Origin of the sequence: Microvirga puerhi (assembly GCF_020089865.1) — a bacterium.
Classification (GTDB): domain Bacteria; phylum Pseudomonadota; class Alphaproteobacteria; order Rhizobiales; family Beijerinckiaceae; genus Microvirga; species Microvirga puerhi.
Genome location: NZ_JAIRBM010000006.1, coordinates 198,594 through 218,133, shown reverse-complemented (window position 1 = coordinate 218,133; position 19,540 = coordinate 198,594). Strand labels below are relative to the sequence as shown.

At 64.9% G+C, this 19,540-nt stretch carries 16 protein-coding genes; 8 read left to right on the top strand and 8 right to left on the bottom strand.

Annotation, left to right across the window (positions count from 1 at the left end; translation table 11 throughout):
• Window positions 1-141 precede the first annotated feature (141 nt).
• Window positions 142-1,047: a methylated-DNA--[protein]-cysteine S-methyltransferase gene (locus K9B37_RS10515; RefSeq protein ID WP_224313020.1), complete on the bottom strand. Its 906-nt coding sequence runs from the start codon at window positions 1,045-1,047 to the stop codon at window positions 142-144.
• A 112-nt stretch (window positions 1,048-1,159) separates the two neighbouring features.
• Window positions 1,160-1,669, bottom strand: coding sequence for a DUF2244 domain-containing protein (locus K9B37_RS10510; RefSeq protein WP_224313019.1), 510 nt, complete (start codon window positions 1,667-1,669; stop codon window positions 1,160-1,162).
• A 20-nt stretch (window positions 1,670-1,689) separates the two neighbouring features.
• Between K9B37_RS10510 and nth the strand changes: the two genes are divergently transcribed.
• Entirely contained in the window at window positions 1,690-2,460 is a 771-nt protein-coding gene (nth, locus tag K9B37_RS10505) for an endonuclease III (protein ID WP_224313018.1), read from the top strand.
• Between the two features lie 175 nt (window positions 2,461-2,635).
• Here the strand turns inward: nth and K9B37_RS10500 are convergent, their stop codons facing one another.
• Entirely contained in the window at window positions 2,636-2,869 is a 234-nt protein-coding gene (locus tag K9B37_RS10500) for a hypothetical protein (RefSeq protein ID WP_224313017.1), read from the bottom strand.
• A gap of 9 nt (window positions 2,870-2,878) precedes the next feature.
• Window positions 2,879-3,676, bottom strand: coding sequence for an undecaprenyl-diphosphate phosphatase (locus K9B37_RS10495; protein WP_224313016.1), 798 nt, complete (start codon window positions 3,674-3,676; stop codon window positions 2,879-2,881).
• A 177-nt stretch (window positions 3,677-3,853) separates the two neighbouring features.
• Between K9B37_RS10495 and K9B37_RS10490 the strand changes: the two genes are divergently transcribed.
• From K9B37_RS10490 to K9B37_RS10480, 3 genes are read left to right on the top strand one after another with little or no spacing between them, the layout of a single operon-like run.
• Complete coding sequence (locus tag K9B37_RS10490; RefSeq protein ID WP_224313015.1) at window positions 3,854-4,546, top strand: glutathione S-transferase family protein; 693 nt, start codon at window positions 3,854-3,856, stop codon at window positions 4,544-4,546.
• Window positions 4,516-5,685 (top strand): tRNA epoxyqueuosine(34) reductase QueG, encoded by a 1,170-nt coding sequence (gene queG / locus K9B37_RS10485; RefSeq protein ID WP_224313014.1) that lies wholly within the window; start codon window positions 4,516-4,518, stop codon window positions 5,683-5,685. Before K9B37_RS10490 ends, queG begins: the two co-directional genes overlap by 31 nt.
• Window positions 5,682-6,557, top strand: coding sequence for an SDR family oxidoreductase (locus tag K9B37_RS10480; RefSeq protein ID WP_224313013.1), 876 nt, complete (start codon window positions 5,682-5,684; stop codon window positions 6,555-6,557). Before queG ends, K9B37_RS10480 begins: the two co-directional genes overlap by 4 nt.
• Here the strand turns inward: K9B37_RS10480 and olsB are convergent.
• Complete coding sequence (gene olsB / locus K9B37_RS10475; protein WP_224313088.1) at window positions 6,545-7,411, bottom strand: l-ornithine N(alpha)-acyltransferase; 867 nt, start codon at window positions 7,409-7,411, stop codon at window positions 6,545-6,547. The two genes, K9B37_RS10480 and olsB, sit on opposite strands and share 13 nt — an antisense overlap.
• Window positions 7,412-7,687: 276 nt before the next feature.
• Window positions 7,688-9,232 (bottom strand): YifB family Mg chelatase-like AAA ATPase, encoded by a 1,545-nt coding sequence (locus K9B37_RS10470; RefSeq protein ID WP_224313012.1) that lies wholly within the window; start codon window positions 9,230-9,232, stop codon window positions 7,688-7,690.
• A gap of 447 nt (window positions 9,233-9,679) precedes the next feature.
• Here K9B37_RS10470 and K9B37_RS10465 point away from each other — a divergent pair, with 447 nt between their 5' ends.
• A complete protein-coding gene (locus K9B37_RS10465) occupies window positions 9,680-10,129 on the top strand; it encodes a response regulator (RefSeq protein ID WP_224313011.1) in 450 nt (149 codons plus the stop codon).
• Window positions 10,130-10,142: 13 nt separating this feature from the next.
• Here K9B37_RS10465 and mutS read toward each other — a convergent pair whose 3' ends face one another.
• Window positions 10,143-12,869, bottom strand: a complete 2,727-nt coding sequence (gene mutS / locus K9B37_RS10460; RefSeq protein ID WP_439651712.1) for a DNA mismatch repair protein MutS — start codon at window positions 12,867-12,869, stop codon at window positions 10,143-10,145.
• A gap of 152 nt (window positions 12,870-13,021) precedes the next feature.
• Here mutS and K9B37_RS10455 point away from each other — a divergent pair, with 152 nt between their 5' ends.
• A complete protein-coding gene (locus tag K9B37_RS10455; protein WP_224313010.1) occupies window positions 13,022-15,310 on the top strand; it encodes an NADP-dependent malic enzyme in 2,289 nt (762 codons plus the stop codon).
• 13 nt (window positions 15,311-15,323) lie between these two features.
• Here K9B37_RS10455 and K9B37_RS10450 read toward each other — a convergent pair whose 3' ends face one another.
• A complete protein-coding gene (locus K9B37_RS10450; RefSeq protein ID WP_224313009.1) occupies window positions 15,324-16,067 on the bottom strand; it encodes a sulfite exporter TauE/SafE family protein in 744 nt (247 codons plus the stop codon).
• Between the two features lie 341 nt (window positions 16,068-16,408).
• Between K9B37_RS10450 and K9B37_RS10445 the strand changes: the two genes are divergently transcribed.
• On the top strand, window positions 16,409-17,026 hold the full coding sequence (locus K9B37_RS10445) for an HAD family hydrolase (protein WP_224313008.1): 618 nt from the start codon (window positions 16,409-16,411) through the stop codon (window positions 17,024-17,026).
• A 40-nt stretch (window positions 17,027-17,066) separates the two neighbouring features.
• The gene (gene hrpB, locus K9B37_RS10440) at window positions 17,067-19,535 is read left to right on the top strand and encodes an ATP-dependent helicase HrpB (RefSeq protein WP_224313007.1); all 2,469 of its coding nucleotides are present in this window, start codon (window positions 17,067-17,069) and stop codon (window positions 19,533-19,535) included.
• Window positions 19,536-19,540: the final 5 nt, after the last annotated feature.

Here is a 19,540-nt window from a genome sequence, read left to right as displayed (position 1 = left end):
AGTTTGAAACGCCGCAAGACGACGATGAGCGGATGCGTTGCGCTCATCGTCGCCCGAAGGAGGTGTTGCAATCCTGCCATAAGCGGAGGCGGGGAGGGAATCGTGCTCCCTCGCCCTCGGCCCGCGGGGGGAATTGGCCCTTCAGCCGTTCAGGCCCAGGCCCTGGCCCGCTTCCCAGCCGAGGATTGCCTGCTTGCGAGTCAGACCCCAATGGTAGCCGGTGAGAGCGCCGGACTTGCCGAGCACCCGGTGGCAGGGGACGACGAAGGAAACGGGGTTGCGCCCGACTGCCGCCCCGACAGCGCGGCAGGCCTTCGGGTTGCCGATATGGCGGGCGATGTCGGAATAGGTGGTCGCGCCGTCCCGGGGGATGCGCAGCAGGGTCTGCCAGACCCGGACCTCGAAATCCGTGCCGATCAGGACGACCCGGAGCGGCTGCTCGGACCGCCATTGCGACGGGCTGAAGATCCGCCGGGCGAGCGGGGCCGTGGCGGCCTCGTCCTCGACATAGACGGCCTTGGGCCAGCGGCGCATCAGGTCCGCAAGGGCCGCCTGCCGATCGCCGTCGTCCACGAAGCCCAGCCCGGCGAGGCCCCGGTCGGTGGCGATCAGCACGGCTTCGCCGAAGGGGGAGGGGTGGAATCCATAGCGCATGGTCAGGCCATTGCAGCCTGCCTTGTAGTCGCCGGGCGTCATGGCCTCGTGGGTGACGAAGAGATCGTGCAGGCGCGCCGGTCCCGAAAGGCCAAGCTCATAGGTGGTGTCGAGCACGCTGGCCGAGGAGGCGAGCAGAGCCTTGGCATTGTCCAGCGTAATGGCCTGGAGAAACGCCTTTGGAGACAGCCCGGCCCAGCGGCGGAAGAGATGGTGCACATGGGTGGTGGAAAGACCCACATGCTCAGCGATCGCCTCCAGGGAAGGCTGGTCGCGCCAGCGCTCGGAAATGTAGGCGATGATCGAGCGGACGCGCTCGTAGTCCGAATGCGGCTCGGCCGGGATCTTCAAAGCCGCCGGCTCGATGGTGATGTCGCGCAATGTGTTCAGCATGGGCGTGATCCTTTGACCATGATCATAGCCCTCGCCATGGCAGGCGACACCCGTTTCCTGTGATGCATCTCTTCCTCTTCACCTCTCAAGTCAGACGGGAGCGAGGGTGCCGTCAATAGCCCCGCTTCACCTCTGACAGGGCCCGACTGAGGGCTTCGGCGAAGCTTTCGCGCTCTCCGGGGGACAGGTCGTGGGCGACGACCACGTGCTGGCCACGGGAGACGAGCGACAACTCCTGGAGTCCGAATTCGTCGTCATCCTGGCGGTCGAGCCGGGTCCAGAGCGGGTTGAACTGGAACTCCCGGACTTCTCCCCGGGCGCTGACCTTCTTGAGCAGCAATCGGATGGGCGTCAGGACAAGAACCTCGAAGGATTGTCCCTGCCGGTAATTGATTCGGAACGCCAGATAGAGGCCGAGGAAATCGAGGCCGAAGAACCCAGCGATGGGCCAGGATCCCGAGATGACGAAAGGCAGGCTTGCGATGATCGAGCAAAGGCAAAGGAGGATCATGACGATCCTGAACCCTTCCGGTCCAAGAGACCTATGGGGTCTGATCACGGCCTCGAAAACGGGCCTTTCGAGCCGCTCCGGATCGTCGAATGCAGCTTTGCTGGTATCCATAAGCCAATTATAACGCTGTCATGTCAGATCTGAAACGGTCTCCCCGCCGCATTTCCAAGCCCAAAGCCGCTCTCGTTCCGCCCCTTTCCGGAAAGGCGAAGGCCGCTCCGAAGGCGGCCGCCAAGGCGTCTTCGTCCCGGGCGCCGAAGCCCGTCGACCGGGCGACAGTGCTTGAAATCTTCCGCCGGTTCCGGGACCTCAATCCGGAGCCGAAGGGCGAGCTCGAACACACCAATCCCTACACGCTCCTGGTGGCCGTCGCGCTTTCGGCGCAATCGACCGACGTGGGCGTCAACAAGGCGACACGCAACCTCTTTCCCATGGCCGATACGCCCCGGAAGATGCTGGCGCTCGGCGAGGAGGGGCTGCGCGAACGCATCAAGTCGCTCAATTTCTTCAACACCAAGGCGAAGAACGTCATCGCCTTCTCGAAACGTCTGGTGGAGGAGTTCGGCAGCAAGGTTCCCAACTCCATCGATATCCTGGAGACGTTTCCGGGCGTCGGCCGCAAGACGGCGAGCGTGGTGGTCAACATCGCGTTCGGCAATCCCCGCATCGCCGTCGACACCCACATCTTCCGCGTCACCAACCGTATTCCGTTCGCGATCACCCGGACGCCGCTCGAGACGCAGGAAGTCCTCGAGGCCCTGGTGCCGGAGGAGTTCCGGCTCCATGCCCATCACTGGCTGATCCTGCACGGACGCTACATCTGCAAGGCACGCAGGCCCGAATGCTGGCGCTGTCCGATCAACGATCTCTGCCGCTATCCGGACAAGACGCCGGCGCCGTGAGGCTGATGCGCGAGAGCATCGAGCGCAAAAGTGGGAATCGGCTTTGCGTGAAAAGATGCTCAAAACCAAAAGCTTAAAGTATCGAACGTGAATACGAATTCACGTTCGATGCTCCGCTCTTTGAAGAGCGCATCGTTCGGAGCAGAAAACCGGGTCCACTTTTCCGCACGATGCGCTAGCGCCTGAGGCACTGGAGCGGGCGTGGCGTGCAGGCGATGCCCGGTGTCGAACAGGCGATCCCGGCCGGCTGGCGGCTGCAGACCATGCAGCTATCGGTCCATTCCCGGCAGGAGGCGCTGGGCTCCGTCGCCTGCGGACTCGACAGGCCAATCAGAATCGCCAGCACGACGGTCGCAAGGGCCGCGGTGATGGCGATGGTTGCTGCCAGCGCATCGCTGACTGAGGACATTCAATCGCCTCAGCCGAAGACGATCAGGCCTGCGAGGCCCGCCGCTCCGACGATGATCCGCCACCAGGCGAACGGCGCGAAGCCGTGGCGCGAGATGTAGTCGAGGAACGTCTTCACGACGAGGAGCGCCGACAGGAAGGCGGCAATGAATCCGACCACGATCAGCATGGCATCGTTCGCGGAAAGCACCTTGTAGTTCTTGAGGAGATCATAGGCGAAGGCGCCCGCCATGGTCGGCATGGCAAGATAGAAGGAGAACTCCGCCGCCGCGCGCTTGCTTGCGCCGAGCAGCATGGCGCCGACGATGGTCGCGCCCGAGCGGGACACACCGGGTACCATGGCAAGGCACTGCAGGAAACCGATCTTCAGGTACATGGGCAGCGGGAATTTCGTGGCATCCTTGTACTCGGCGGTGACCGGCATGGCATCGACAAGCAGCAGCACGAAGCCGCCTGCGATCAGCGTCATGCAGACGATCCACGGATTGAACAGAACGTCCTTGATGAAGCCGTGCAAAGCCGCGCCGATCACGGCCGCGGGCAGGAAGGCGATGAGCACGCCGATGACGAAGCGCCGCGCGTCCGGATCGTAGGGCAGTGCCTTGGCGATCGCCCAGAGCCGGCTGAAGTAGACCGCGAGGATCGCCAGGATCGCCCCGAGCTGGATCAGGACCTCGAAGGTCTTGCCGGTGGATTCGAAACCGAGAAAGTGGCCGGCGAGCAGGAGGTGGCCGGTCGAGGAGACGGGCAGGAATTCCGTCAGGCCTTCGATGAGGCCCAGGAAAAGCGCCTCGATGATTTGCGACATCGTTGGAAACCTTGAAAGCGGCGCCACATGGAGGCGGGCGCCTTAACCTGTCAAGCAAACCCTGCATGCTCGTCGCGTCACGCCTGCGCGAGGGGCATGAGATTCACCAAAATTCCTTACCAGCCCTTAACGGAAACCGGCCTTATTCTCGCCGCCTGTTTCGCGTCTGACAGGTTCATGGCCACCCTCCATTATCATCCCTTTTGCCCGCACTCGCGGTTTGTGCGCTTGATTCTGGCTGAATTGAGCCTCGAACCCGACATGGTCGAGGAAAAGCCGTGGGAACGGCGCATGCCGCTCCTGGAAATCAATCCGGCCGGCAATCTGCCTCTCCTCGTCGACAATAGCGGGCTTGCCGTACCCGGCTCCTCGGTGATTGCGGAATATCTGGACGAGACGCACGGAGAGAGCCTCGGCGATCGCCGCTTCCTCCCCCGGGACGTGGAGCAGCGGGTGGAGGTGCGCCGGCTTCTCGACTGGTTCCACGTCAAATTTCACGCTGAAGTCTCGGACTATCTTGCCACCGAAAAGATCTACAAACGGTTCACGCCCGCCGAACTGGGGGGCGGTCCGCCGGATATGGGCGCGATTCGCGCTGCGCGGACCAATGTGCGATACCATTTGAAATACATTGGATATCTGATTGCGACCCGAAACTGGCTGGCGGGCCAGCATCTCACCTATGCGGATCTGGCGGCAGCCGCTCATTTGTCGATTGTGGATTATCTCGGCGACGTGCCATGGGACGAGGACGAAACAGCGAAGCATTGGTACGCCAGGATCAAATCCCGGCCGTCCTTCCGCGCGCTCCTGGCGGATCGGGTGCTGGGCATGCCTCCGTGGGAGCATTACGACAACCTCGACTTCTAGAGGGAGAGGCGCTCAAGCGTGCCTTCACAGCGCGGGCGGAAACCCTCGGCTTCGATGTCGTCCGCATCGCTCGTCCCGATGGGATCCCGCTCGCGCCGGAGCGCCTGAAGGCCTGGCTGGCTGACGGGCACCACGGCTCCATGGAATGGATGGTCGAGACGGCGGAACGCCGGGCTGATCCACGGATCCTCTGGTCCGAGGTGAAAAGCGTCATCCTGCTCGGCCTCAATTACGGACCGGCCGGCGACCCCCTGGAGGCTCTGGCGCTCAAGGATCGCGGTTCGATCTCGGTCTATGCCCGCAACCGGGACTACCACGACGTCATCAAGGGCAAGCTCAAGGAGGCGGCCGGCCTTCTGGCGGCGAAGGGCGGGGCGGACGTCAAGGTGTTCGTGGACACCGCCCCGGTGATGGAAAAGCCCCTCGCTCAGGCTGCCGGTCTCGGCTGGCAGGGGAAACACACGGTCATCGTCTCGCGCGATTTCGGCAACTGGCTGTTCCTCGGTGCGATTTTCACCACAGTCGAATTGCCTGCCGACGCGCCGGAGCGCGACCATTGCGGCTCGTGCCGGCGCTGCCTCGACATCTGTCCGACCAAAGCCTTCCCAGCGCCGTACCAGCTCGATGCGCGGCGGTGCATCTCCTACCTCACCATCGAGCACAAGGGACATATTCCTGAAGACCTGCGGTCAGGAATCGGCAACCGGATCTTCGGCTGCGACGATTGCCTGGCGGTCTGCCCGTGGAACAAGTTCGCTCAGACGGCGCGGGAGACCCGGCTCGTCCAACGGGACGATCTCGCGGCCCTGCCTCTCGCAGAACTTGCCCGGCTCGACGATGCCGGTTTCCGGGCCCGCTTCGCTGGCACGCCGATCAAACGGACGGGGCGCGACCGCTTCATCCGCAACGTCCTGATCGCCATCGGCAATTCCGGCGAGCAGCGTCTTGCCGAGGAAGCGGTGCGCCTGCTCGACGATGCTTCCCCCCTCATCCGCGCGATGGCCATCTGGGCCCTGTCGCGCCTGCTCTCTGCCAGTGAGCTTGCGCAACACGCGGAGGAACGCCGGGATCGGGAGACGGACGCGGAGGTTCGCTGCGAATGGGAAAGGGCCCTTGCCGGGCAAGAGGCTGCCGCATGAGATTGTTCGTTTTCGGTCTCGGCTACACGGCACGCGCTTTCATCCGGAGCAGCCTTCCCTGGTCGCGGATCGCCGGAACGGTCCGGCAGAGCGACAAGGCGGATCGTCTCGCAAAGGAAGGAATCGTGGCCTTCCCCCTCGACGCGGCCGATTCGGGACAGCTGGCGGAGGAGATCCGGCGGGCCGATGCGCTCCTCGTCTCGGCGCCGCCCGCGATCGACGGCGACCCGCTTCTTGCCCGTTTCCGGGACGCTGTCGCAGGGGCTCCCCGCCTCGCATGGATCGGCTATCTGTCGACGACCGGCGTCTATGGCGACCGGGGAGGAGCCTGGACCGATGAAACCGCTCCGGCGCAGCCGCAAAGCCCGTCGTCACAGAGTCGCCGGGCTGCCGAGCAGGGTTGGCTTGCTTTGGGAGAGATGACGGGCAAGCCCTCCCACATCTTCCGCCTGTCGGGAATCTACGGTCCGGGGCGGAACGCGCTGTCCAACCTCGCCCGCGGCGCGGCACAGCGCATCGTGAAGCCGGGGCAGGTGTTCAACCGGATCCATGTGGACGACATCGCGTCCATCCTGGTTGCGTCGCTCGGATGCCCGCGCGCCGGGGCGATCTACAATGTCGGAGACGACGAGCCCGCGCCGCCGCAGGATGTCGTCACCTATGCGGCCGCCCTGGCCGGAATCGCTCCGCCGCCGGAAATCCCGTTCGACGAGGCGGATCTGAGCCCGATGGCCCGGAGCTTCTATGCGGAGAACAAGCGAATCGTGAACCGCCTCGTCAAAGACGAGCTTCGGATCAGGCTCCGGTATCCGACATATCGCGAGGGGCTCGAGGCTCTCTATGAGGCTGGGGAATTCGCTCAGGCGGCGTGACGGTTCGCCGCCGGCCCGAAATGGTCGATATAGCGCGGGTTGATCGCGGAGACCGGAAGGATCACGAGGACGTCGGTCGTGCCGAACTGACGATCGATCACCGCGCCACGACCGAAGCTGGCACCGAGACGCAGATAGCCCTTGATCATGGGCGGGAGCGCATGGAGCGCGGCCTTGGGATCCACCCCCTCCTTGGGCAGGAGATCCATGGCGGTGAAGCGCTCCGGAAGCGCGCTCGCCTGCCACTCGGCCGGTGCCGACGCATAATGGTGGAGAAAGCTGAGCGGAAGAGCGAGGTCGCGCGGGTCCGTGCCTTCCAGACTGGCGCAGCCGATCATCACGTCGATGCGGTGGTGGAGCACATAGGCCCAGATGCCGTGCCAGAGCAGCTCGACGGTGCGCTTGTTCCGGTAGGGCTTGAGCACGCAGGAACGGCCCAGCTCCAGAAACCGAAGATTCGGATGCGACCTGATGAGGGGGGCGATGTCGTATTCGCTGGCGGTGTAGAAGCCTGAATGCTTCTCAGCCACTTCCTGGCGCAGGAGCCGGTAGGTGCCCACCACTTTCGGCTTGGATTTCCGGAAAGGCTTGGCCTTCACGTTATGATCGAGCACCAGAAGATGATCGCAGAGGGCGTCGAAATCATCCACATCCCGCCGCGACAGGATGGCGGGACCGCTCGGGGCTGCCGACATTTCCTCGTAGAAGACCTTGAAACGCAGCTTCTGCGCCTGGCGAATCTCTTTCGTCGTCGTGGCGAGGCGCACTTCGAGCGGACCGATTCGCCCGAGAACGGGATCCAGCGTGCCATGGTCGCGCACGACCCTGCCGAGGCCCGGAACGAACTTGGCCATTCCCTTGAAGCCGAGATCCGCAGGCGGAATGGGCATCGGGGGAGCGAAACGGGACGCAGCCGTTTCGTTCGGGCGGAAAGGCGCCATCGAGACCTCGTTCGATTGAATTGGATTGGACGGTCCCGGGATAGGACCGGCCCCCTTGCGCTGTGACATAAAACTCATTTCGAACGATTTTGTGACAGGGAAGATCGAAGGTCCGGAGGGACTTATCAAGTCCCTTGCAACAATTCCGTCATGTTTCCCCAAGGCTCAATTCCCAAGCCTTATCCATTCTCAGGCGAGAGCGGCGGTAGGACGTTTGTCCGCAGAGGCCCGGTACGAGAGCGCTTCAGCGAGGTGAATGCGCCGGACATTCTCCTCCCCGTCCAGATCCGCCAGGGTGCGCGCCACCTTCAAAACCCGGTGGAAGCCGCGGGCCGAGAGACGCATGGCATTGGCCGCATCACGGATCAGCTTGGCGCCATCGGGATCGGGCTTGGCGATTTCATCCAGAAGCGCCGGCGGGCAGGCGGCGTTGGTCGAGACATCCTTGAGCCCTAGGGCTGTGTAGCGTCGCGCCTGGCGTTCCCGCGCATGGGCGACTCGGGTGGCCGCCTCGGCCGAGCCTTCCGTCGGAGGCGGCAGGATCAGATCCGCCGCCGTTACGGCGGGAACCTCGATTACCAGATCAATACGGTCGAGGAGCGGACCAGAGATTCTGGCCTGATACTGGGCTATGCAGCGCTCGTTCGGCTGACGACGACAGACGAAGCCCGGCTCGGTCGCCTGTCCGCAGCGGCAGGGGTTCATGGCTGCGACCAGCTGGAAGCGTGCCGGATAGGTGACGCGATGATTGGCGCGGGCGATCAGGATTTCGCCCGCCTCGAGGGGTTGCCGCAGCGAATCGAGCACCTGGGGCTGGAATTCCGGCAACTCGTCGAGGAAGAGGACACCATGATGGGCCAAGGAGGCCTCTCCCGGCCTTGCGTTCAGGCCGCCGCCGACGAGCGCCGCCATGGAGGCCGAGTGATGCGGTGCCCGAAAGGGCCGGCGATTCGTGAGCGCCCCGTCTGCCAGGAGACCCGCGACCGACTGGATCATCGAGAGCTCCAGCAGCTCCCTCGGCGCCAGTGGCGGCAGGATCGACGGCAGGCGCTGGGCCAGCATGGACTTGCCCGCCCCGGGCGGGCCGCACATCAAGAGGTTGTGCGCGCCGGCCGCGGCGATCTCGAGGGTCCGTTTGGCGCTCTCCTGCCCCTTGATGTCCCGCAGGTCCGGCATGGTGCCGACGATCGGCATCACCGCCGGTTTCGGGCGGGACATGACCTGGCTGCCCTTGAAATGGTTGGCGAGCTGAATGAGCGAGCCGGGGGCCAGGATCTCGAGATCGCTGCTGGCCCAGGCGGCCTCCGCGCCGCAGGCTTCCGGGCAGATCAGGCCCTGCTGTCGTTCGTAGGCCGCCATGGCGGCCGGCAGGACGCCGGCAACGGAAGTGATCGAGCCGTCGAGGGCGAGCTCGCCCAGGACCGTGAATCCGTTCAGCGCATCCGGCGGAATGGCCCCGATCGCCGCCATGACGCCGAGGGCGATGGGAAGATCGTAATGGCTACCCTCCTTCGGAAGGTCGGCCGGCGCGAGGTTCACGGTGATCCGCTTGGCGGGCAGAGCGAGGCCCGAGGCGATGAGCGCTGAGCGAACGCGCTCGCGCGACTCGGCCACCGCCTTGTCGGGCAAGCCGACGATCATGAAGGCGACGTTGCCGGCGGCGATCTGCACCTGCACGTCGACGGCGCGCGCCTCGATTCCCTCGAAGGCGACCGTGGAAACGCGCATGACCATCAGGCTTGAAACTCCATGATGCCGCAAGCTTAGCCGAAGCCCGTCGGATGCGATAGAGTTACATTTATTGCACGCGTAAATTGTCATAATGGATTAGGACGGAACCCGGCCCCGGTTTCAGCGTTGAGTCGCATCTGGGGGCAGGCGGCGTGAAGGCGCGTGTCCACGAAAGACGGGAGTGTAGTGCGCCATGGCGTGGGGCAAATCGATCATGCGGCGATTAGCATGCGGCCTTTCCTGAGATGTCGCATTGTGTTTCGGCCGTTGCGACCATACTGAGGCGACATTCCATCCCTGACACAGGAAACGGAGAAGCGGCAGGCTCCTGTCTTCGGCGCGCTCCGGTAGCCTGGTCTTCCCTTACGACAGTTTTCTTTGTTGCTCCGTGCGGGAGCAGCCGCCCTATGGCGGATGCCGTTCCATCCGCGCATGGCGAGGAGACGCAGTTTGAGCACCGGTAAGTCGTTGCGTATCTTGATCGTCGAGGACGAAATCCTCATTGCTCTGGAGTTGGAAAGCCTGCTGCAGGACGCCGGGCACGATGTGGTCGGCATTGCGTCTTCTTCTGCGGAAGCTTTGAAGCTCGGGCGAAATCTCAATCCCGATCTCGCCTTCGTCGATATCCACCTGTCCGACGGGCCGACCGGGGTCGAAGTGGCGCGTCAATTCAGCGCCCAGCTCGACGTCCCCGTGCTCTTCATGACCGCCAATACCAAGCGCATCCCGGAGGATCGTGCCGGGGCCTGCGGCGTCATCGCCAAGCCCTATACCGAACGCGGCGTTCGCGAAGCTTTGAATTACGTGCTGGCCGAACAGCCTGGCGACGAGGCTCGCCGCACAGTCACCTTCGTTCCCTTCGGCGCGATCGGGCGGGGCGACAGGTCGTCCCTATCCTGATCCAGTCGACGCCTCAGAGCTGCGCCTTCAGGCGATACAGTGCATCAAGGGCCTCTCGCGGCGTCATCTGATCGGGGTCGATTCCCGTCAAAGCCTCCCGCAGGAGATCGGGAGACGCATTCTTTGCCGGCTCCGGACGGGCCGCCACTGCAAAGAGAGGCAGATCGTCGACGAGGGCCCGCTTGGGATGTTCCCGATCGGAGCGTTCGAGTTCACTCAAGATGGCTTTCGCGCGCTCGACGACCGCCGGCGGCAATCCGGCGAGGCGAGCGACTTGCAGCCCATAGGAGCGGTCCGCCGCCCCCGGCACGACCTCGTGCAGGAACACTACGTCCCCATGCCACTCCGTCACCTTTAGGGTGGCGTTGGCGATGCGCGGAAGCCGCTCGGCGAGGGCGGTCAGTTCGTGAAAATGGGTCGCGAAGAGCGCTCGGCAGCGATTGATCTCGTGCAAATGTTCGATGGCCGCCCAGGCGATGGACAGACCGTCGAAGGTCGCCGTGCCGCGCCCGATCTCGTCGAGGATCACCAGGGAGCGGGACGTTGCCTGATTGAGGATGGCTGCGGTCTCGACCATCTCGACCATGAAGGTCGAACGGCCTCGTGCCAGATCGTCCGCCGCTCCGACGCGGGAGAACAATCGGTCGACGACGCCGATATAGGCTTCGCGCGCGGGCACGAACGCGCCCATCTGCGCCAGCACCACGATCAGCGCGTTCTGGCGTAGATAAGTGGATTTACCGCCCATGTTCGGGCCGGTGATCAGAAGAATGTGGCCCGCGTCCCGGCCCGACAGGTCGGAATTGTTGGCGATGAATGCCTCTCCCTCCCGTTTCAGGGCCGCTTCGACCACCGGATGGCGTCCGCCGCTGACGCGGAAAGTCAGGCTTCTGTCCACTGTCGGCCGGGTCCAGTCGAGACGCGCCGCGAGGTCCGCAAGGGCGGCAGTGACGTCGACAACTGCCAGTGCCTCCGCAGCGGAGGCGATATCCGCCGAAACGTTCACGAGTTCCTGCGCCATGGCCTCGAAGAGGCCGAGCTCGATCCGCAGAGCGCGGTCAGCCGCCGAGGCGATCTTGGATTCGAGCTCGCCCAGTTCCACGGTCGAGAAGCGCATGGCGCCTGCCATGGTCTGGCGATGGACGAAGGTTTCCTTCCACGGCTCCTTCAGCAGGTCCTCGCCCACGTTCTGCGGCACTTCGACGAAGTAGCCGATCATGTGGTTGTGCTTCACCCGCAAGGTCCGGCAGCCGGTCTCAGTGGCGTAGCGAGCCTGCAGGGCCGCGATGAAGCGACGGGAATCCTGCTGGAGCTCCCGCAGCTCGTCGAGATTCGCGTCGTAGCCCTGGCGAACGAAGCCGCCATCGCGCTTGAGAAGCGGCAGCTCATCGGCCAGAGCGGCTGTGAGTTTGTCGGCGAGCGCCGTGTCGAGGGAGCGCAATTGCTCGGATGCCTGATCCAGCTCCTTCGGCAATCCCGCGGCGATGGCGAGTTCGAGCCCGAGATCCCGCGCCGCCAAAAGGCCATCCCGCACGCAGGCGAGATCGCGCGGACCGCCGCGGCCAAGGCCCAGGCGTGAGAGGGCACGGGCGAAGTCGGGCGAGCGCTTGAGAATGCGCCGCACCCGCTCCCGAAGCTCTCCGTTGTCCAGAAAAGCGGCTACCGAATCCTGCCGCTCCCGAATCCGGTCCGGGTCGGTGAGAGGGCCTGCCAGGCGCTCTCCCAGCAGGCGAGCGCCGCCCGGCGTCACGGTGCAGTCGATGGTCGCGAGCAGGCTTCCGGCACGCTCGCCGGAGAGGGTTCGGGTCAGCTCCAGATTGGTGCGCGTCGCCGCGTCGATCGCAAGGGCAGCCCCGGCATTGTCGCGGACGGGCGGATTGAGCACCGGCCGGCTGCCGATCTGCGTCTTCTCGATGTAGAAAAGCGCGCTCCCGGCCGCCGTGATCTCGGCACGGCCGAAGGAGCCGAAGGAATCGAGAGTGGCGACCCCGAAATATTCTTTCAGCCGCCGTTCCGCGGAAGCGGGGTCGAGCCCTTCGCGGGACAGGGGCGTGATGGAGGCCTTGGTCTCGCGCCAGAACGGCATCAGCTCCGGATCGTCATGGATGACGTCGGGCACCAGGATCTCGCGCGGTTCGAAACGGGCGATCTCTGCCGCAAGACCCGCACCATCTGTCTCGCTCAGGATGAAATGACCTGTGGAAATGTCGACCGCGGCGAGCCCGTACCCCCACGCCTGATCCGAGATGCGGCGCCGCGCGATGGCGAGGAAAAAGTTCGCCCGGCCCGGATCGAGAAGGCGCTCTTCCGTGATCGTGCCGGGGGTCACGAGCCGCACCACGTCGCGGCGCACGACGGATTTCGTGCCGCGCTTCTTGGCTTCGGCCGGATCTTCCGTCTGCTCGCAGACGGCGACCCGGTGTCCGAGGCCGATCAGGCGCTGCAGGTAGTCATCGGCCCGCTCTACCGGCACGCCGCACATGGGAATGTCCTGTCCCAGGTGCTTTCCGCGCTTGGTCAGCACGATGCCGAGCGCCTGGCTCGCGATCTCCGCGTCTTCGAAGAAGAGCTCGTAGAAATCTCCCATCCGGTAGAACAGGAGGCTGTCGGGATTGGCGGCCTTGATCTCGATGTACTGCGCCATCATGGGCGTCACGCGGCTGTCGGCTGCGGATTTCGCCATGGCGGGCGCATCGGATTCGGCGCTGTCGGAGGAGGGGGATCGAGCTTGAAGCGACATCGGCCCTTACTAGCAAAACCCGGACCGGCTTTCACCCGTGGCATAGGGTCGGGGGAGGGGGTGTGGACAAGTCTTGAGGGGAGGTGCGTCCTTGCCTTAAGGTCGCAGGCTCGCCTCCGGAAACGCTCATCATAAACAGACGCGAAACAGCAATGACCGATCAGCCGACGACCCGCCGCAGCCGCCCAACCTTCACCGACCAGGAGGCGCTTCAGTTCCACGCGCAGGGGCGACCGGGAAAACTGGAAATCGTACCGACCAAGCCGATGGCGACGCAGCGGGATCTCTCCCTGGCCTATTCGCCGGGCGTGGCGGTTCCGGTGAAAGCCATCGCCGAAAACCCGTCGCTGGCCTTCGACTATACGACGCGTTCGAACATGGTCGCGGTGATTTCGAACGGCACGGCCATTCTCGGCCTCGGCAATCTCGGGGCGCTGGCCTCGAAGCCGGTCATGGAAGGCAAGTCCGTCCTCTTCAAGCGCTTCGCCGACGTGGACTCCATCGACCTCGAGGTCGACACGGAGGATCCGGATGCGTTCATCAACTGCGTGCGCTATCTCGGCCCGTCCTTCGGCGGCATCAATCTCGAGGACATCAAGGCGCCAGAATGCTTCATCATCGAGGAGCGCCTGCGCGAACTCATGGACATTCCGGTCTTCCATGACGATCAGCACGGCACGGCCATCATCGCCGCGGCGGGCCTCATCAACGCCCTGCATCTGACCGATCGCGACATGGCCAAGACCAAGCTCGTGGTGAATGGCGCGGGTGCTGCCGGAATCGCCTGCACCGAGCTGCTCAAGGCCATGGGCTTCGCGCCGAAGAACGTCATTCTCTGCGACACCAAGGGCGTGATCTATCAGGGCCGCACCGAGGGCATGAACCAGTGGAAGTCGGCCCATGCGGTCGAGACCAAGGCGCGCACGCTGGCGGAGGCTCTCGACGGGGCGGATGCGGTGTTCGGCCTGTCGGCGAAGGGCGCCTTCTCGGACGACATGATCCGGTCCATGGCGCCGAACCCCATTATTTTCGCCATGGCCAACCCGGACCCCGAAATCACGCCGGAAGAGGTTTCACGCATCCGCGACGACGTGATCATCGCGACGGGCCGTTCGGACTATCCGAACCAGGTCAACAACGTGCTCGGATTTCCTTACATCTTCCGCGGCGCCCTCGATGTTCAGGCCACCACCATCAACATGGAAATGAAGGTTGCGGCCGCTCAGGCTCTCGCGGATCTCGCCCGTGAGGATGTGCCGGACGAGGTGGCGGCGGCGTATCAGGGCGCACGGCCGCGCTTCGGGCGCGAATACATCATTCCGGTTCCGTTCGATCCGCGCCTCATCCACACGATTCCGCAGGCGGTCGCTCGGGCAGCGATGGATACGGGCGTCGCGCGTCGTCCCATCGTCGATATGCGCGCCTATAAGGCGCAGCTCTCCGCCCGCCGTGATCCTGTGGCGGGAACCTTGAACGGCATCTTCGAGCGCGTGCGCCGTTTCCCCAAGCGCGTGGTCTTCGCCGAGGGCGAGGAGGAGCAGGTGATCAGGGCCGCGCTCTCCTTCGTCAACCAGGGTCTCGGCCGCGCGATCCTGGTGGGACGCGAGGATCGCATCCACGCCACGGCCGAGGCGGCGGGCATCGATCTCGAAGGACGCGAGGGTATCGAGATCCACAATGCACGGCTCTCACACCGCAACAGCACTTATGCGCAGTTCCTCTACGAGCGCCTGCAGCGCAAGGGCTTCCTGTTCCGCGACTGCCAGCGTCTCATCAACCAGGACCGCAATCACTTCGCGGCCTCCATGGTGGCGCTCGGCGATGCGGATGCCATGGTGACGGGGGCGACCCGCAACTATTCGACAGCTCTCGCCGATGTTCGCCACGTGGTCGACGCGAAGCCCGGACATCGTGTGATCGGCGTGTCCCTCTGCCTCGCGCGCGGGCGCGCCGTCCTCGTCGCCGACACTGCGATCCACGAAATGCCGAGCGCCCAGGAGCTCGCCGAAATCGCCATCGAAGCAGCTGGCGTCGCCCGGCGCCTCGGCTACGAGCCGCGCGTCGCGCTACTGTCCTTCTCGACCTTCGGCCATCCGCGGGCCGAACGCGCGGAGAAGATCCAGGAAGCGGTGCGCATCCTTGACGGTATGCGGCTCGATTTCGAATACGACGGCGAGATGTCCGCCGACGTAGCGCTCAACCGCGATGTCACCGTGCAGTATCCGTTCTGCCGCCTCACCGGGCCGGCGAACGTGCTGGTGATGCCGGCTTTCCACTCCGCTTCGATCTCGACGAAGATGCTGCAGGAGCTCGGCGGCGCAATGGTGCTCGGGCCGATGGTGGTCGGGCTCGACAGAGCGATCCAGATCGTGTCCCTCGGCGCGACGGACACGGACATCGTCAACATGGCGGCGCTTGCCGCCTACAACATCGGCGGATGAGGTCCTTTCGCTGTCAGCGAAGACCCTGAATGATCAGAATGGCGCCGCCGCAGATGATGGCGGCGTCCAGGATCGCGTTGTGAACATGGATCGGAAGCGCCTCCGTGAGGCGCTTGGCGATGAAGGCGCCGGGCGTTGCGGACAGCCCGACCAGGAGCGCCATGATCCATGAAGACAGGGAAAGGACGCCGAAGGCCTGAAACGCGCCGGTCTTGGCGACGCCGAGAATCATGGAAATCACCGCATCCGTCGCGATGACCGCGCGGCCGTTCAGCCCCGACGCCATCAGGATCGACAAGAGGACGACACCCGATCCGGACGTGCCGCCGACCAGAAGCCCATAGCCGGCGCCGGCCGCGACGAAGCCGCCGCCCGACAACGTCGTCCGAAGCCGTTTCAGGGTGAGGCGGATGGGGACCATCATGATGAGGAACGATCCGATCAGGATGCTCGCTCCACGGCCGGACAAAAAGCTGTAGCCATATGCGCCGACGAAGCAGGTCGGCACCGCCGTTGCGGCCAGAATCACAGCGCGGCGACGGTCGATATCCTTCCAGAATGCGGCGACCCGGCTGCCGTTGGTCAGAAGGGCGGATACGCCGATGATCGGAACGACCGCCTCCGCTCCGACGATGGGTGCAAGGACGAGTGGCATCAGCAATCCCGTGCCGTATCCCGTCACGCCGCCGATTGTTCCTGCAGCCAGGGCGCAGAGCCCGACGAGCACGAACTGAAGTACCGTCACCTGTTCGAGCATGGAGACGTCTCAGACGTGACGGCCGCGAGACCTTCCAGGCTGCTCATCAGTTTGGTTCTCCTGTCGTGCATCGTGCGCGTATAGCCGCAGTCGAATGCCACTCCCTCCATGGAGCGTCTCGTTCGCCATGGCGTTCACCCGTAGTCAGGACGATCGCTTGAACCGGCAAGAGAAAGCTTTCGTCAATTTCGTCCCGCCGGACCAACGGCCAAGCTTCACGAAGCATTCAGGAAGAGGCGCTCAGTAGTCGAGAAACGGGGGGCTGAGTTCCATTTTTGAGAATGGTTCCGCATGCTTTGCCGGGATAGACTCGCACCAGAGAAACCAAGAAGGGGACCATTTTGACCGATCGAAATCCAACCACCGTCGTCTTCGATGTCGGAAACGTTCTGCTGCGCTGGGATCCGCGCAACCTTTACCGGTCCATCTTCACGGATGAGAACGAGATGGAATGGTTCCTGGCGACGGTGTGCACCGGCCCGTGGAATCTTGAACAGGATCGCGGGCGGGACTGGGACGAGGCGGTGGCGCTCCTGGTGAAGGATTTTCCCGATCACGAGACTTCGATCCGGGCCTTTCACGATCGTTGGGAAGAGACGGTTTCCGGCACGATCGAAGAGAATGTGGCCCTGCTCGAGCGCCTGCGGAATGCCGGCGTCCCGAATTACTGCATCACGAATTTCTCCGCTCCCAAGTTCACCCTGTCGAAGAAGCGCTTCCCGTTCCTCGACGGGTTCGACGGCACCATCGTGTCTGGGGACGAGCGGCTGCTGAAGCCGGAGCCGGCCATCTACAATCTCCTCCTCGACCGCTATGGGCTAACTGCTGCGGACTGCATTTTCATCGACGATTCCAAGGCCAATGTGGAAGGCGCCCGTGCGGTGGGCATGAAGGCCATCCACTTCCTGGAGCCGATGGATCTGGCGGCGGAACTCCGCCGTTACGGCATCGCAGCCTGAAGGATCTTGCTCTCTTGCGCCGCCTGAGCCATCAGGCGGCATGCGTTCCTTCGAGACGAAACTTCCTATCGACGAGGTGCTCGCCGACTTGACGGCGAGCCTTCAGGCACGCCCGAACGCGGTTCTCGTCGCGCCGCCGGGCGCGGGCAAGACCACGCGGGTGCCGCTCGCCCTCCTGGACGAGCCCTGGGTCGAGGGCCGCAAGCTCATCATCCTGGAGCCGCGCCGGCTCGCTGCCCGCGCGGCCGCCGACCGGATGGCGCAGACCCTCGGCGAAAAGGGGGGCGAGACGGTCGGCCTTCGCGTCCGCCTCGGCTCCAAGATCAGCCGCAGGACCCGGATCGAGGTGGTGACCGAGGGCGTCTTCGCCCGCATGATCCTGGACGATCCGAGTCTCGACGGGATCGCGGCCGTCCTTTTCGATGAGTTTCACGAGCGATCCCTCGATGCGGATCTCGGCCTTGCGCTCGCGCTCGATGCGCAGGCAGGCTTGCGGGAGGATCTTCGCCTCCTCGTCATGTCGGCCACCCTGGACGGAGCGCGGGTCGCGAGGCTGTTGTCCGATGCGCCTGTGATCCAATCCGAGGGGCGGGCCTATCCGGTCGAGACCCGCTATCTCGGGCGCGATCCGAACCGGCGCATCGAGGAGCAGGTGGCGGAAGCCGTCAACCGGGCCTTGAGAGCGGAGCCCGGCTCGATCCTGGTCTTTCTGCCGGGGCAGGGCGAGATCCGTCGCGTCGAAAGTTTCCTGCGTGAACGCGTGACCGATCCCGCAGTGGATATCGCGCCCCTCTACGGCGCCCTGGATCGCGCCGAGCAGGATCTCGCTGTCAGCCCGGCCAAACCGGGCCGCCGCAAAGTGGTGCTTGCAACCTCCATCGCCGAAACCTCCCTGACCATCGAAGGGGTGCGGGTGGTCGTCGATTCCGGCCTTGCCCGCGTGCCCGTCTATGAGCCCGGGATCGGCCTGACCCGGCTGGAGACCGTCCGTGTTTCGCGCGCCGCCGCCGATCAGCGGCGGGGCCGCGCCGGGCGAACCGAACCCGGGATCTGCTATCGGCTCTGGGAAGAGGCCGCGACCGGGGCGCTCGAGGCCTTCGCACGCCCAGAGATCCTCTCGGCGGACCTGGCGCCTCTCCTGCTCGATTGTGCCGCTTGGGGCGTCACCGATCCGACGACGCTGGCCTTTCTCGATCCGCCCCCGGCGCCAGCCCTGAAGGAAGCGAGGGTGCTGCTGCAGCAGCTTCATGCTTTGGATAGCGGCGGGCGCATCACCGACATCGGCCGCCGCCTGCGCGATCTCCCACTGCCGCCGCGCCTTGCTCGTATGGTGCTGAGAGGCGGAGAGATCGGACAGGGGCGGGATGCGGCCGATCTCGCGGCGGTGCTCGTCGAGCGGGGGCTCGGCGGCGACGGTGTGGACTTGACGGAGCGGGTGGAGCGCTTCCGCCGCGACCGCTCGCGCCGCGCCGACGACATGCGCCGCATGGCGGATGGCTGGGCGTGCAGCGTGACGACGCCGTCGACTTCCGGCGCCGGCCTTTCTGCGGGAGCACTCCTGACACTGGCCTATCCGGACCGGTTGGCGAAGGCCCGGGGCAAGCCGGGGGAATACCTCATGGCCAACGGCCGCGGCGCCAGCCTCGAACCGCATGACCGGCTCGCGAGAGAGCCCTACCTGGCTGTCGCGGAGATCGCGGGCGGGGCTGCGTCTGCGCGCATTCTCGCAGCGGCGCCGATCGGGATCGATGAAATCGATGACATGGTTGGGGATGATATCGAGAGCCGCGATGAAATCGTTTTCGACCGGCAGGCCCGGGCGCTCCGGGCCCGGGCCGCTCGGCGCTACGGCGCCCTCGTCCTGAACGAGCGGCCCCTGCCGGTTCCAGCGACGGAAGAGAGTGCGCGTGCACTGGCTACGGGGCTGGCATCGCTGGGATTGTCCGTTCTGCCCTGGTCCAAGGCGCTCGCCCAGTGGCGGGAACGAGTGATGTTCCTCCGAAAGGCCGAGGGCGAGGAATGGCCGGATCTGTCCGATGAGGCGCTGAGCGCCACGGTCGAGGAATGGCTGGCACCGTACCTCGTCGGCAAGAGCGGCCTTGCCGAGATCGGAGCCGATCTCCTGAGCGAGGCCCTACGGGGCCTGCTGCCCTGGAATCTGCAGCGGCGTCTTGATGCGGAGGCGCCGACCCATGTGGAGGTGCCGACCGGCTCCCAGATTCCGGTCGATTACGGCGGCGAGGAAGGGCCGGTGCTCGCGGTGCGCGTCCAGGAACTGTTCGGTCTCGACAAGCACCCAACCCTGGCGGGAGGGCGCGTGCCGCTGATCCTGCACCTGCTCTCGCCCGCTCAGCGTCCGATCCAGATCACGCGCGATCTTCCCGGCTTCTGGCGCGGGTCCTGGGCCGCAGTGCGTGCCGACATGCGCGGACAATACCCCAAGCATCCCTGGCCGGAGGATCCTGTCACGGCGGCGCCGACCCGCCGCGCCAAGCCGCGGGGCACGTGACGGGT